Source organism: Bradyrhizobium sp. LMG 9283 (genome assembly GCF_045571415.1).
Taxonomy (GTDB): Bacteria; Pseudomonadota; Alphaproteobacteria; order Rhizobiales; family Xanthobacteraceae; genus Bradyrhizobium.
Genome location: NZ_CP120691.1, coordinates 638,102 through 652,714, shown reverse-complemented (window position 1 = coordinate 652,714; position 14,613 = coordinate 638,102). Strand labels below are relative to the sequence as shown.

The 14,613-nt window shown below is 60.0% G+C and carries 9 protein-coding genes and 1 tRNA gene; 4 read left to right on the top strand and 6 right to left on the bottom strand.

The genetic code is table 11. The features are described from left to right. The first annotated feature begins 133 nt into the window (after window positions 1–133). Together P6U29_RS02980 and P6U29_RS02975 are read left to right on the top strand one after the other, a co-directional pair. Window positions 134–1,372 (top strand): recombinase family protein, encoded by a 1,239-nt coding sequence (locus tag P6U29_RS02980; protein WP_407116256.1) that lies wholly within the window; start codon window positions 134–136, stop codon window positions 1,370–1,372. Beyond that, window positions 1,369–1,815, top strand: coding sequence for a hypothetical protein (locus P6U29_RS02975; protein WP_407116255.1), 447 nt, complete (start codon window positions 1,369–1,371; stop codon window positions 1,813–1,815). Before P6U29_RS02980 ends, P6U29_RS02975 begins: the two co-directional genes overlap by 4 nt. A gap of 219 nt (window positions 1,816–2,034) precedes the next feature. On the opposite strand, the gene P6U29_RS02970 is transcribed toward P6U29_RS02975, so the two are convergent. Both P6U29_RS02970 and P6U29_RS02965 read right to left on the bottom strand, forming a co-directional pair. Then, window positions 2,035–6,612: a hypothetical protein gene (locus P6U29_RS02970; RefSeq protein WP_407116254.1), complete on the bottom strand. Its 4,578-nt coding sequence runs from the start codon at window positions 6,610–6,612 to the stop codon at window positions 2,035–2,037. Next, window positions 6,549–7,358, bottom strand: a complete 810-nt coding sequence (locus P6U29_RS02965) for a hypothetical protein (protein WP_407116253.1) — start codon at window positions 7,356–7,358, stop codon at window positions 6,549–6,551. The genes P6U29_RS02970 and P6U29_RS02965 overlap by 64 nt, the downstream gene beginning before the upstream one ends. A gap of 989 nt (window positions 7,359–8,347) precedes the next feature. Here P6U29_RS02965 and P6U29_RS02960 point away from each other — a divergent pair. Next, window positions 8,348–9,553 (top strand): IS481 family transposase, encoded by a 1,206-nt coding sequence (locus P6U29_RS02960; RefSeq protein WP_407115981.1) that lies wholly within the window; start codon window positions 8,348–8,350, stop codon window positions 9,551–9,553. A gap of 263 nt (window positions 9,554–9,816) precedes the next feature. Here P6U29_RS02960 and P6U29_RS02955 read toward each other — a convergent pair. Then, window positions 9,817–9,906, bottom strand: a tRNA-Ser gene (locus P6U29_RS02955). 194 nt (window positions 9,907–10,100) lie between these two features. Here P6U29_RS02955 and P6U29_RS02950 point away from each other — a divergent pair. Then, window positions 10,101–10,442 (top strand): hypothetical protein, encoded by a 342-nt coding sequence (locus P6U29_RS02950; RefSeq protein ID WP_407116252.1) that lies wholly within the window; start codon window positions 10,101–10,103, stop codon window positions 10,440–10,442. Window positions 10,443–10,565: 123 nt separating this feature from the next. On the opposite strand, the gene P6U29_RS02945 is transcribed toward P6U29_RS02950, so the two are convergent. The 3 genes from P6U29_RS02945 to P6U29_RS02935 form a co-directional block, all read right to left on the bottom strand. Then, window positions 10,566–12,029: a trehalose-6-phosphate synthase gene (locus P6U29_RS02945; protein ID WP_407116251.1), complete on the bottom strand. Its 1,464-nt coding sequence runs from the start codon at window positions 12,027–12,029 to the stop codon at window positions 10,566–10,568. A 242-nt stretch (window positions 12,030–12,271) separates the two neighbouring features. Further along, window positions 12,272–13,090, bottom strand: a complete 819-nt coding sequence (otsB, locus tag P6U29_RS02940; RefSeq protein WP_407116250.1) for a trehalose-phosphatase — start codon at window positions 13,088–13,090, stop codon at window positions 12,272–12,274. Between the two features lie 4 nt (window positions 13,091–13,094). Further along, window positions 13,095–14,582, bottom strand: a complete 1,488-nt coding sequence (locus tag P6U29_RS02935; protein WP_407119586.1) for an MFS transporter — start codon at window positions 14,580–14,582, stop codon at window positions 13,095–13,097. Between the last annotated feature and the right edge of the window lie 31 nt (window positions 14,583–14,613).

Sequence of the window (14,613 nt, the reverse complement as noted above, 5' to 3'; positions counted from 1 at the left end):
CCCCCGCCGACCGCAAAAGCGCCCAGCTAGTCCCTTCGCCAGCGCCTTTGAACAAGCGGGCTCGGCCCGCTTTGCAACTCGTAAGGTTCGCTGCGCTGTCTATACCCGGAAGTCGAGCGAGGAAGGCCTCGACATGGACTTCAACTCGCTGGATGCCCAGCGAGAGTCCTGTGAGGCCTACATCGTCAGCCAGCGAGCGGAGGGGTGGACGGCTGTTTCCGATCGCTACGACGATGGCGGCTTCTCGGGCGGCACCCTTGACCGCCCCGCCCTGCAACGCCTCATCGCCGCAGTTCAGGCTCGCAAGATCGACGTCATCATCGTCTACAAGATAGACCGCCTTTCGCGGTCGATGCTCGACTTCCTCAACCTTGTCGAACTGTTTGAACGCCATGGGGTGACGTTTGTCTCAGTTACCCAATCTTTCAACACCAAGGATGCCATGGGCCGCATGGCGCTCAACATCTTGGTGACATTCGCTCAGTTCGAGCGCGAGCTGATTGGTGAGCGGATCCGCGATAAGGTGGCAGCCTCTCGCAAGCGCGGCAAATGGATGGGTGGCTGGACTCCCCTTGGCTACGAAGTCAGGGACCGCAAATTGCTGGTTCACCAGGGCGATGCCGAGCGGGTTAGGGCCATTTTCCGGCGCTTCGTGCAGCTTAAGTCTGCAACCCTTCTGGCGCGCGAACTTATCGCTGCCAACCAGCGCACAAGGTACGGTCACCTGCTAGACAAGACCCTGCTGTATAGAATCCTCCGTAACCGTGTTTATCTCGGCGAGGCCGTTCACAAAGGCACCTGCTACCCGGGCGAACACGAGGCAATCATCGATCAGAAGCTCTGGGATCAAGCGCACAGCATTTTGAAGGAAAGTCCCCGCAAGCGCGCCAACAACAGTCGGGCGCAAACGCCAGCTTTGTTGAAAGGCCTGCTGTTCGGCCCGGATGGCGCGGCGATGTCGCCGACCCACACGCGAAAATCAGGCCGCCTTTATCGCTACTACATCAGCCAGACCGCCATGAAACAGGGTAGATCAGATTGCCCGGTCAAGCTGGTGCCCGCGGCGGAGCTCGAGCGCATCATCATCGACCAAGTTCGTCGGCTACTGCAAACCCCTGAAGTTATCGTCCAGACCTGGCGCTCGCTGCGAAAGCAGGCCGCTGAGGTCAGTGAAAGCGAAGTGCGAAGCGCGCTGGTCGGCTTTGACGAACTCTGGGGTGAGTTATTCCCGGCCGAACAGGCCCGCATTGTTCAGTTGCTGGTCGAACGCATCGACATCGCCGAACGGGTGGACATCACCTTGAAGGTCCAGGGCCTGACCTCGCTGTCCACGGAATTACAACCACAGCCCTTCCAGCAGGCCGCCGAATGAACCGTCCGACCACCCTCACCCTCGGCCCTATCGGCAGACCAAAGCTCAGCCGCGATGGCCGGACAATAGTGGTGAGCATCCCGATTTCATTCCGACGATCGGGTGGGCGCAAGCGCGTCGTTACGCCCGCAAATGCAGAAACCTGGGTACCGCCGAAGCCTCAGGTCGACAACACATTGGTCAAGGCCGTGGTGAGGGCCCATCGTTGGCGCTCCATGCTCGAGTCGAACCTGTTCAGTTCAGTGCGAGAGCTTGCCAAGGCGGAGAAGATCAACGAGTCCTATCTTTGCCGCGTGCTCCGGCTGACTCTGCTTTCGCCGACAATAACCGAGGCCATCCTGAACGGCCTGCAGCCCACTGCGCTCGAGCTGACGCAGCTTTTGAAATCGATCCCCGCCGAATGGGACGAGCAAGAAGCCATGTTCCGCCAGCCAAAGCATTAGGCCTACCTGTTCCTGAGAGGACAGGTAGAGACCCTGTTAGAAGGATGCGACTACGGGCGCGGATTCGCTGATCGAAAGTTATGGAATTTTCGAACGTCCACCAGGGCTTCGCACCTCTGATGTTATGGCACTTTTGCCAAGTCGATGACCTTAAGGCTATGAGCCGCTTCCTTTTGGAATTCGGCACTGAAATAAGCGATTTGATAAAGTCATGTACGATTATGCGCCTTTGGGGCCAGACAATTGAACCCCCTTGAAAGCTTCCGTTTGCTCCAAGGCCGCGCTGCGACGATCCCCCAGATCAATGAGAGCGTCGAGAATTTTGAGGAGCGATTGAGCATCATCAACCCCCAAAGGGAAGTTCCAATCGGCTTGACGTTGAACGATGGCGGCCAGTTTTGCCGCCAAAACGGTCCCGGACCATCCCTCCTCCGAGTAGTCGATGTCCCCGAGCGCGGCGTTCAGCTGGCTGCCAAAAGCTGAAATAGGGAATGCTTTTCCGGCTCGCTTATGGAGCTCGATATACCGGCCCATGACGAACTGCGACCAGCCGGTACTGCGAACCACCCGATTGATAATGGGCATAACGGTCGCAATTTCCGACCAGTTGCCGTTCGCAAAACGCGCGGCACCAGGGCAGTCATCTTCGACATTTACAAAGAGGAGAGCCTTGATCAATTCCGGCATGGAATAGCCGTGAACCTCTCCCGCGCGCCAGCCGTTCGGCTGGAAGACCCGGTCGTTGATCAGCCGCGTCACACAATCATCCAGTAACGTAATCGTATTAGCTGGGATAACGGCGGCGTCAAAGACATGCCGGCGTACTGTTTTGTCTGCAAAGCTGGCCAAGACCGAAAGCGCCTCTTCTTCTTCGATCAAGAATGGCCCGATAAGGGAATTGCGAGCGGCGTCCAGTGTGACGAGGGGCGCAGTCCTCGCCAACACATCACCGAATTCGGCGCTCCATTCGTGCAAGTCGGAACGCCGGTCATCGTTCCGATCTTTCTTCGATTTGGCGCGCCATGAGGGGACAAGGCTTTCCTTGGTCCACGCAACGAGATCAAAAAGCATCGCCTCCATGTGAGGGCGATAGGACTCAGAAACTAACCAGCTTTCCAGAGGCATTTTTGCGAACAACTTTGCCGCTGTCTGCGAGTCAAAGTACGGATCGGGCATGTGCCAATAATCTTCTGGCATGCCCCGGCCCCGATGCGTTCCTCCCTTGGCCCAAGCGGGCGGGAGTTTTGGCATCGGACCCGGCGCTTTTTCCTTGAGTGCGGCCAGCGCGCTTGCAAGGGCGTCAGCGCGCTCTTTTTCGTTTGCGGAATGATCCCAGCCCTCATTTTTGAACTCACCGCTGTGAACGACACACAGGCGCATGGCGAGCTGAAAGGCTATCCAGCGAACAAGCTCGTCCTCGTCGTTAAACAGCGCTTCGAATGCGAGCTCGCTGACGACGTTCAGCGGGTGAAGTGTGAGCTTTGCGAGCCGCTCGACGCTATCCGCACGGGGCGCGTCGCTGCGCCGGTCGTGAAACAGGGCGATCACAAGCCGCCGCTTGGGATGCCAAGGAACAATCGAACCGCCGTAAGTTTCAGGGTTGTCGGTCATGGCTTCGGTTCGGGCCAGAATTTCCCATGCCCAACCTCGCTCCGAGCTATCGGCGGCACTGAACCGGATGACGCATGCGGCAACACTCGACGCAACCGATGGGAGCGACGATGCCATGTCGTCCTTGCCATCGAAAGAAGAATTTGTATCGATGCTCTTGACGTGAGCAACAGCGGCGTCAAGGGTTATCCCCTCTTGGAGCGTGCTCTTTGAGATAGATTCGTTGGCCCAGCCGACAATTCTCAACCCTTGGAGCGCTTTCGTACTTCTCTCGAGTCTCTTTTCCTGCACGGGCGTGAGCGGTTTTGGACGTTCGTACATGATCGCAACGCGATCCTCGTCGTAGGCGCTCTGTTTGTAGTTGGCGCGGTCACCGAGGCCTGCCCAGCCTTCGGCCTCCTCCTTCAGGTGATCCGTGCAGCTTTGATCAGCCTTATCCTCTTCGTTCTCGTACGGGAGTTCGTTGGGGAATTCGGCGAGTGCATCCTTGAATTTATCGCGGAGAGTCGCATCCTTGTTCAACGCAAAGAACATCGCGAATTCGATGATGTTGCGGTTGCGGTATTCGCGGGCGTCCAAGTAGGTTTTCGCCGCAGCCTTTTCGCCGTGCAAGCGCGACAGAAAACCATAGCCGAGTATATCGATATTCTTCGACGATTCCTGCGCGTGTCGCGCGCGGTCGTAGGCCCAAATGCGCTGACAAGTTGCCAACGCCATGGTCGTTTCCGTAGTTTCCCATGATTCAAGCGCGAGATTGAGAGCGATTCCGAGAACACCGAGACACTTATTGCCCTCAACAATGTCCTTAATGACGTCGCTGACTGGCCTGCCGCCTTCGGCCTGCTTGAATGCCCAATAGGTCAGCGCGAGAAACGCGCATTCCAATGCCATGGGCGCTAGCTGGCCTTGGCCCCAGCTGTACAAGCGCCAATCGCCCCAAAATTCCTGTTCGCCCCAAGGGAACGTGATGGTGACAGGAAGCGGCGTCCCCAACTCGCGCCGCCGGATTTCGCGAACCTGTTTCCAGCCTTCGGTTGCGTGATTGGAAAGATTGCGGATAAGCCGCAGCGCCACGTCGGGCTTGTGTTCAAAGAGGCTTTTGAATGGTTCGTGGAGCGCGGATGGCGGGTGAAAGAAGTTGTTGTGACGTTCGATACCGATGTCGTCTACATCATAGCGGTCTTCCCCCATGGGGAAGTGGATATGGTCTAGCATGCGCTGCTGGCTTTGCGTGCGTTCCGCTTCCGGCACGGCACGAACTTCAGCAAGGCGTTTGTAATAATTTTCGCGCTCTTGCCGCTTTCGCCTGTATTCGTCGAGCGGCAATTCCTCCATGAGCTGGGCTTCAGCGAGATCAGCCAGCAGATCGGGATCGACCTGCGACATAATCGGCGAGAACGCGATCAAATCGTCGAAGTCATCGCGGCGACGGTCCTTGTCGGCGATGGCGCGGTTGAAGATCCCTTTCGCAAACTCAGGATAGCTTGCGGCGGAGCGCAACAGGATTGAACGCAGGGCCGTACCAACTTGTGAACCTTCGTTGCGGCTGGCTCTGTTAACGCTACCGCTGTCTTCTGAGTCGCGCAGCCTTCCTTGTTCCAACCGGGTGAGCCAGTCATTCGCCAATGTGAGAATGGCCTTCGAGCGCGCGTTCCTGATGCTGGAAAAAACGTTTTGCCAGACGCCGAAGACTTCGATGATTTTCGGAATCAGCCGGACCGGAAAGGCCGCCGCCTCCGCGACGATCCAATCAATCAAGCGGCCCCATGCTTTAAAATCTGAAGGCCAGCCCAGTATGTCAGCGACAGCGATATTGTCGACGCCCTCGACCGGGGAGCGAATCTGACCGAGAAAGATCGGGCTCGGAATGGTGTGCTGCGCCTGAAACCAGACCAGAACTTTTTCGAGCAACGCGTAATCGTCGGCTTTCAAAAGCTCCAAAAACTCTTCCTTCGCGCCGTCGAACGCCGGAGTGAACGGTATTGCCGTGAGCCATTCGCGCCGCCACTGACGCCGCAGGTTCTTTTTCTCCAGCAAACGGTAGCCTTGCGTCCACATGCCTTTTTCGGTCAGCGCTTTTTGGGCCATCAAGCTGACGACGCGCCCGAGCAAAGGTGGCTCGCCCGCGTCTTCAATCGCCCTCAACCAATCGTCGCCCATATCGATCAGTAAACGAAGGAACGCCCATTCGAAGAAGATATCATGCGCGAAAGCGAGCAAAGAACCGCCGCGCTCGTCGCGGACAATGTGATCGCCCTTCAGGGCCGCAATGTGCGCGTGCGTGGCGTCCTTGAGGTCTCTTGCCCGAATGCTCTTCCCGAGTCTTCCAACGCCATGCTCTGCAATATCGATTAGGGCGCGCTGCCGTTGAGGGATAGTGTCCGCCAAGGCGTCATGGCCCGCGCGTTTCCACCATGCATCAATGAGATCAACCTCGGTCTGCGGCACTGTTCCTTCTGGAATGGAATGGGCCAACACGGCCGCGAAAAACGGACGCCGCGCGACGCTTTGCACATTATCGTTGCCGAACAAGAGGTCTTTGAGCTGTGGCTTAGATTCTGCGAGCTGTTTAGCTTCCTCGTCCGTGAACGGCCCTACCATTACATCCCCGATGCCGGTCTTTGCGTACAGCGCCGTCGGGAACCACGCGCGAAACGCTTCCAGGCCTTGGTCGCGCGAGCTTACCAACACCTTCCACTGGCTAAGACTTGGCTCGCTTGAGATCTTGTTGACGAGATCGGTGATGACGCCTTGGTGATCTGGTCGGACACGATCGATACCGTCGATGAAGAGGACCGGCGTTCCGGTCGATCCGATCTCCTGCAACAGCGAGACGGCGTCCGTGTTCGACACTCCAAGTCCGGTTGCGAACGCGTGCCAGTTGCTAGCATCAATCCGATCGTTCTTAACAAAGAGCACTGGACCCACGCTCGCGGCATTTTGCGCGAAACGCTTCAGGGCGGCGGACTTGCCGCAGCCCGGTAGGCCACCGATAGAGACGACGCGATGCTTTTCCAGTTTTTCGGCGATGTCGATTTGCGGGCTCTCGCGCTCCACATGAAAGCCATCCACATCGTCCTGGACAACTTTCAGCGAGTCCAGCGAATAGCCGTGAAGGCGCTTCACGTCGTCCGCGAAGAAGGGCACGACCTTGAGTTTAACCACGCTGCGGAGCTGTTCGAGCACACAGCGCGGTTCCACCGTTTTCCCGTCGCAGCGCCGTCGCGCGCGATGCGGCACAAGCGGTCAAAAAGCAAGAGGTCGACGCCGTCTTTGTTCTCCACGACGAGTTCCTCCAGGCGATTGACGATTTCGATGCGCAATGCGCCGCCTTCTTCCAAGCCGCCGAGCTGCATCGCAGTGAAGTTCTGATAGAACGCTAATTCCTCATCGTCGTTCGTTGCGCCTAGTACTGGCCGAAGGTCATTCCGCAATGCCGTTTCGGCAACCGCTGCAGAGCCTGACGCCGTGAACCGGGCGGCGAATTCGGAGCCGGTCGGGCTGTCCTTGGCCCAATCAATGACGCGCTTGAGAGTTCGCATGGCATCCGGCGTAACGAACTCGACAATGAAGCCGCAAAGATCAGTGCCTTTGGTGAACGACGACAGGGTTTGCGTCTTGGTCGCGGCCTCGATGATGGCGCGGAAATCCTTATTGGATGGGGCACCGCTAATCGTGAGGGAGCGTTTGATTTGAAGCCCGAGGGTCCGGGCCTTGCTGGCATCGTCGAACGTAACGACAAGGTCATCCATTGGATTACCTTGGCCGCGCTGTTGGACGGCAACGCTGGTAACAATGCCGGATTGGCCAGCGGCGCGCTCATGCCGCAGGAGATGCGTGAGATAATAGGCGACGACGGTGTCTTCATACGTGAAGCCCGCGCCGCCGGCCAACTCGGTAGCAGCTGGTTTCTGTTCGAGTTTGTCGGTCAAGGCGTTCCGCCCGAGGTCGATTTTCGAGAAGGTTTTTTGGGCGCGCGAGCGATGCGGCGCGGCGCTGGGCTCAATTTAGGCGACATTTCGGTCGCGACAAGGGAATTGGTGGCGGTGGTTGGATTTGAACCAACGCCTTCAGAGTTGAGAGCCTGTCGAGTTGTGAGCGATGGGGTGCCGTTGCTCAGGGGTGTCACCAATCATCAATTCAGAGATTTCCGCATGCAAACGAGAGTTATTGTTTTCTGAGGCTCGGAGAGCCTCGTGGGTTCAGCGGCAAAAAAGCTGAGAGTCAAATTCCGGAGACCTTAGAAAATGAGAGAAGCTCTCTTTCCGGAGCCATACCTCGAATCGTGACCGTAAGCCACGGGTAGCAATACCTTCCACAGGTCCGAAAGGGACAGAAAAGCGCGAGGGCGACGATGAGGGTGGTGGGGATCTCGCTAGTGCGTCATCCGGGCCGCTGCAGTGATCGGACTGGTCTCTGCCAATAGTGAATTTTGTCGGAGTTGGCTAAAGACTTGCCGCCATTTCCCCCGAGAGATTAGGAGTGCGGGAGCTTGGAGACAAGTTGCACGCGCCCTTCCGAATTCAGGGCTTGCGAGGCGGAGGTTGTAAACTATCGCAAACTAGACTGGGTGCCTGCGGCGGAACGTATAGAACTGCGGATTCCGGTTGTTTATGTTGGTTGAGCGAGAGGGATTCAAACCGCCGCGCAGCCAAGCCTTTGATTTACCCAGAAATGCCGTACTAGACCGATTTTGCGGGTTCAAAGATTCGGAGAAAATTCGGTTCTCCGGATGCATTCGGGCCCTTGTCGGAGGACCGCTGGGAGTTCTCCGTGCGCGGGAATGCAAGAAAACAGCCGAGTTTCTGGCCTTTCTGCAGCTCCAAGTACGAGATCGTTTTTGAGCGGCCCGAGACATAGGTGACAGAACGTACCGGACACATGGGTTACACTTTCCGCTTTTGTTCTGCGGGAGGTGTGGATGCCGTGGAAAGTGAGTTCGGTAATGGAAGAGCGCCTGCGCTTTGTCGCCCGGCTTCTGGATGGGGAAGCCATGACCGAGGTCTGTCGCGAGTTCGGCATCTCCCGCAAGACCGGCTATAAGATTTTCGACCGCTACAAGGAGCAAGGGCTTGGCGCGTTGAGCGACCGCTCCAGGCGGCCCATACGCTACGCCAATCAGCTCCCGCAACAGGTCGAGACCCTGATTGTCCAGCTCAAGGCCGAGAAGCCGCACTGGGGCGCCCGCAAGATCCGCGAACTGCTGGTACGCCGGCTCGATGGCGACATCAGGGTTCCCGCCAAAAGCACCATTCATGCGGTGCTCGACCGCCACGGTCTGGTCAAGCGCAGCAGCGGGCCGCGCCACCATGCGCACGGCACGCCGCTGTCGCAGGGCACGCTCCCCAATGATCTGTGGTGCGCCGACTTCAAGGGTGAGTTCAAGCTCGGCAATGGCCGATACTGCTATCCACTGACCGTTACCGACCATGCCTCGCGCTTTCTGCTGCTCTGCGAAGCGCTGGACTCAACGCGCGAAGACGCTGCCCTCACAGCCTTTGAGCAGCTGTTCCGCGAGCGCGGCCTGCCGTTTGCCATCCGCTCCGACAATGGCGTCCCCTTTGCCAGTCCCAATGCTTTGTTCAATCTCTCGAAGCTGTCAGTGTGGTGGCTCCGGCTCGGCATTGCGATCGAGCGCATTAAGCCAGGCCATCCGCAGCAGAACGGCCGTCATGAGCGCATGCATCTCACGCTCAAAAGGGAAGCCACCAGACCGCCGGGGTTCAACAGCCTCCAGCAGCAGGATCGCTTTGATAGCTTCCGGCACGAGTTCAATGAGGAACGCCCTCACGAAGCTCTCGATATGAAGCGTCCCGCAGACCTCTACACAGCTTCAGCACGCCGCTACGATGGCCTGCCCGAACTGACCTATCCCTTCCACGATCGAGACGTCGTCATCACATCCTGTGGGCGCCTTTGCCTGCACCGCAAGAAAATCAATATCTCCGTCGTGCTGGCCGGCCAAAAGCTCGGCATCAAGGAGGTCGACGACGGCATTTGGCTCGTCAGCTTCATGCACTACGATCTGGGCTACTTCGACCTGGAGCAAAAGACCTTGCAGCCCCTCGACAACCCATTCGGCCCAAAGCCCGTCACCGATGTCTCCGGTACGACATCCTCGCTTTGACCGAGAGGCAGTCTTGCTCATTCTTGGCACGGCAGCCCTTGGCTCGGCCGCGCTGAGCGGTCAACCCCCGCAGCCCGCAGGGGCGCGCCTTTGGCGCGCGGGGTTGACGGCGAACGCGCGTGCCGAGCAACAATGCGGCTGTGCCATGAATGCTTGGAGTGAGTGACCCTGCAACCCCTCGACAACCCGTTCGGCACGAGGTTGTCACCCATGTCTTAGGTACGACCTGTTACCTATGTGTCCGGGCTGGACATTTTGCCGGATGGCGGAGAGAGTGGGATTCGAACCCACGGTACGGTTTCCCGCACACACGCTTTCCAAGCGTGCGCCTTAAGCCACTCGGCCATCTCTCCGGAGCGCCCTCTCTTGAAGGGGCGCCGACGATTTTGCAAGTGATCGCGGGGATATAAGGCGATTTTTCCGCAACTTATTGTATTTACAAGACAATATCTGGTCCGATACGTGCCTTGACCCACCTGTCGGCTGAACCACGGGCGGGTTTGGCGCGACGATTCAGCGGAAGCCGCCAAACATCAACGGGGACGCCATGACCATCTGCAAGACCATCGCCGCCCTTGGCCTGATTTCGGCCCTCGGCTCCGCACTCGCCGCCCCGGCCCTGGCGCAGGTCTGCACCCGGCAAGGCGTCGATGTCAGCTGCGACGACGGGCGGCGCGGGGTGCTGTCGGGGAATGCCATCATCTGGCCGGACGGCACGCGCTCGAGCTCGACGCCGCATCAGAGCGTGATCATCGGCAACAAGAGCTCGGTGCATGTCGGGCCCGGCGTGTTCGTCGGCCAGGGCAAAGGCGTGGTGCCGCTGGACGATCCCAACGCGCCGAACAAGCGGCAATGCGCGATCCTGGATGGCGTGTCGTATTGTTATTGAAGCCGCGGGTCCACCTCGCCCCGCTTGCGGGGAGAGGCCGGATTGCATCGAAGATACAATCCGGGTGAGGGGGACTCTCCGCGAACGACCCTCTCCCCGTAAGAACTAGGGGAGGGAGAAGAACTAAATCAACCGCACCCCTGATATCGCCGACCTCAGCCAGCGCAGCGCCTGCGGCGGCTGGGCTGCGAGTGGGGCGACGGCGGCTTTTTCGGTGCGACACTTCTCGAGCCCGGCAACGAAATCGGCGGACCATTGCTGGATGGTGTGGCCGCGCAGCTTCTTCATCATTGCGTCCCAGCGCATCTTCCGCTCGGTGAGCGGCATGGCGGCGGCGATCGCGACTGCGCGGGCCATACCGTCGATGTCGTGCGGATTGACCAGCAGTGCGGCGTCGAGCTCGTTGGCCGCGCCGGCGAATTTCGACAGCACCAGCACGCCGGGATCGGCCGGGTTTTGCGCGGCGACATATTCCTTGGCGACGAGGTTCATGCCGTCATGCAGCGGCGTCACCACGCCGATCTGCGCGGCGCGGTAGAGTCCCGCGAGCACGGCCTGGCTGAAGCCTTTGTTCAAATAGCGGATCGGCGTCCAGTCGACCTCGCCGTGGCGGCCGTTGACGTCGGAGACGAGGCGCGCGACCTCGTTCTGGAGATTGCCATACGCCTCGATGCCGCCGCGCGAGGGGTTGGCGATCTGGAGCAGCGAGACGCTGCGCGCAAACTGCGGGTGCTCGGTCCAGAGCCGGTCGAACGCGCTGATGCGATTGACGAGACCCTTCGAATAGTCGAGCCGGTCGACGCCGATCGCGAGCCGCTCGCCGTTGAGGCTGCGGCGCAGGCGCGACACGTCAGGATGCGAGGCCGATTTCGCGGCGTAGGCAGCGAACTTCTCCGCATCGATGCCGATCGGAAACACTTCGCAGCGCGTGCGCCCATGCTGCGAGATCGCAATGCCGTCCTCGATGGCGAGCCCGAGTTCGCCACCGACATAACCGAGGAAGTTCTGGCGATCCTCCTCGGTCTGGAAGCCGAGCAGATCGTAGGCCAGCATCGCCGTGATCAGCTCACGATGGTTGGGCACGCCCTGGATCACCGCGGCGACGGGCCATGGCGTGTGCAGGAAGAAGCCGATCGGATCATCAACGCCGAGCTCGCGCAGCTCGGCGCCAAGCGCGAGGAAATGATAGTCCTGCACCCAAAACGCGGTCTTGGCTTTTCGGAAGCGCAGCAGGGCCCGCGCCATGAAGGCATTGACCTCGCGATAGCTGACATAGTCCTCTCGCGAGACGCGGATCAGATCGCTGCGCGAATGCAGTGCCGGCCATAGTGCAGAATTGGCGAAGCCTTCGTAATAACCGCCATAATGCGCCGCCGGCAGATCCAGCGTCGCAATCGCGCCCGTCCCGAGCGCCTCGATCTCGGCAAAGGGTTCCTTCTGATGGCCATCACGCACCCGGCCGGAGGAACCGACCCAGATCGCACCAGAATGTTCCACCACGGGAAGCAATGCCGCCGCAAGGCCGCCCGTCATGGGCTCGTTTGGTGTGCCGCGGGCGACGCGATTTGAAACGACGATCAAGTTCACAGGTCGTCCCCTCCTGTTCATTCCACCGCGTTTAACTGCCGTTCATCAATATGGTTCCCGATCATCGTTTCAACCAATTGAAACCAAAATCGGGCGTGTGCGTTGGAACTGGCTTCGCTTGCGGAACCCGCAAATTGCGTTGCCAAGACAGCTTTTCCGTTTCTGTTCCGCAGCATGCATCGCGGCGCGCAAAGGCGCTGGGGTGGGGGCATTTGTGCCTGCGAGGTGGCGCTGCCTTCGTTTCACCTCGGATCAAGCAGGCGCGCAAGGAACGCACGCACATCGCTTGGCGCATCGAAGTGGCCGTTCACGCCCATGGCGCGGCGGCCGACCGAGAAGGCGAGCCCGTCCATGTCGGGCATGATCGCAAACACCGTTTCATCGGTGACGTCGTCGCCGATGAACAACGGGCGCCGTCCACTGAACGGCTCGTGCTTCATCAATTCGCGAACGCCGCTCGCCTTGGTGAAGCCGGAATGCTTGATCTCGCAGACGAACTTGCCCGGCAGCACCTCGATCGGCGCATTGGGCAGATCGGCGCGGATCAGCGAAACGGATTCGTAGATCGCCTTCTCCGCATGCGGCGCAAGGCGGTAGTGCAGCGCGAGCGAATAGCCCTTGTCCTCGAGCAGGATGCCAGGGCTGAGCTTGGCGATGGCGGCCAGGCGCCGCTTCAGCTCCTTGTCGAGCGGCGGCGCGTGCACATCATCCGCTTCACTGTCCACCGACAGCCGCATCTCCGCGCCGTGGCCGGCGACGGCGCTGAACACATCGGGCGCGAAGATCAGGTCGATGTCGTTGAGCGAGCGGCCGCTGACCAGCGCCAGCGCCCCGGAGGTGCGCTCGGTCAGATGCTTCAGCGTTTCCGATAGGCCCGGCGGCACCCACACCTCGCGCGGCGTCGGCATCAGGTCGAGCAGCGTGCCGTCGATGTCGAGCAGGATGGCGATTTCATCGAGATGCGGCACCAGTGCATGCGGCACCGGCACGGTTTCTGGCGTATCGTCATCCCGCATGGTGGGCTTCTGCTCCAACGCCAATTCCGCAAGTTCCGATTTCATCAGTCTACTCCATAAAGGCGAGCGGGCGCGCGACGTGTTCGAGCGATTTGCGCTCCGCGGAGACGGCATAGCGCCACGCCACGATCGCAGCCGCGATCATCAGGACTGCCCCTAGCAGATAGCCGGCGAACACGCTGTTGCGTGATCCCGTGTCGATCAGCGCACCGAACAGCGCCGGCCCGATCACGCCGCCGATACCGGTGCCGACCGCATAGAACACCGCGATCGCCAGCGCGCGAACCTCAAGGGGAAACGTCTCGCTGACGGTGAGATAGGCCGCGCTCGCGGCAGGCGAAGCAAAGAAGAAGATCACCATCCAGGCGATGGTCTGCCCCTGCGCACTGAGCACGCCGATCGTGAACAGATAACCCGAGAGCGCCAGCAGCAGCCCGGAGACACCGTAGGTGAACATGATCATGACGCGTCGTCCGAGCGTGTCGAACAGGCGGCCGAGCAGCAGGGGCCCGAGGAAATTGCCGGCGGCGAAGGGCAGCAGGTACCAGCCGACATGATCGGCGCTGATACCGTAGAAATCGGTCAACACCAGCGCGAAGGTGAAGAAGATGGCGTTGTAGAAGAACGCCTGCGCACTCATCAGCACGAGGCCGACCAGGGCGCGCTGGCGATAGGCGGAAAACAGCGTATGCACGACCTCGCGGATCGGCGTGTGATCGCGCATCTTCAGCCGGACCGTTGTGAAGCGCTCGTCGCTCACATTCTGGTCGCCTCCGATCACCGAACGCTCGATGTCGTTGACGATCGCGTGGGCCTGGTCTGGACGCCCGTGGATCATCAGCCAGCGCGGACTTTCCGGGATCCACATCCGCATCAACAGCACGATGAGACCGATGGAGGCGCCGATGAGATAAGCGAGGCGCCAGCCGAGATCGGGGCCGGTTACGGCGGGATCGAGCAGCACGATGGCCGCCACGGCGCCCATCGCAGCACCGATCCAGAAGCTGCCGTTGATGACGAGATCGGTCCAGCCGCGATAGCGCGCCGGCACCAGCTCCTGAATGGTCGAATTGATCGCGGTGTACTCGCCGCCGATGCCGGCGCCGGTGAGAAAGCGGAATAGCGCGTAGCTGGCGACATCCCACGACGCCGCGGTCGCGGCCGTTGCCGAGAGATAGAGCGCAAGCGTGATGAAGAACAGCTTCTTGCGGCCGATGCGATCGGTGAGCCAGCCGAAGCCGAGTGCACCGAGCACGGCGCCGGCGAGATAGGCGGAGTTGGCGATGCCGAGATCGAGATTGGAGAAATGCAGCGACGGGCTCTGCTTCAGCGCGCCGGAGAGCGCACCCGCCAGAGTCACCTCGAGCCCGTCGAGAATCCAGGTGATGCCGAGCGCCAGCACGACGCGGGTATGAAAGCGGCTCCACGGCAACGCGTCGAGCCGCGAGGGAATGCTGGTCTCGACGATACGCTCGGTGGCGGTCGCCGCCGGGACTACGGGTGCATAGTTCAGCGCTGGGTTTTGCTGCAATTCCATCGGGTCGTTGCGTCTGATCAATGGAAGCGGC

Excerpts from the sequence above, each read along its gene's own strand:
- P6U29_RS02980 (WP_407116256.1), top strand. The coding sequence starts at position 134 with ATGGACTTCAACTCGCTGGATGCCCAGCGAGAGTCCTGTGAGGCCTAC.
- P6U29_RS02975 (WP_407116255.1), top strand. The coding sequence starts at position 1,369 with ATGAACCGTCCGACCACCCTCACCCTCGGCCCTATCGGCAGACCAAAG.
- P6U29_RS02960 (WP_407115981.1), top strand. The coding sequence starts at position 8,348 with ATGCCGTGGAAAGTGAGTTCGGTAATGGAAGAGCGCCTGCGCTTTGTC.
- P6U29_RS02950 (WP_407116252.1), top strand. The coding sequence starts at position 10,101 with ATGACCATCTGCAAGACCATCGCCGCCCTTGGCCTGATTTCGGCCCTC.
- otsB (WP_407116250.1), bottom strand. The coding sequence starts at position 13,090 with ATGAAATCGGAACTTGCGGAATTGGCGTTGGAGCAGAAGCCCACCATG.
- P6U29_RS02935 (WP_407119586.1), bottom strand. The coding sequence starts at position 14,582 with ATGGAATTGCAGCAAAACCCAGCGCTGAACTATGCACCCGTAGTCCCG.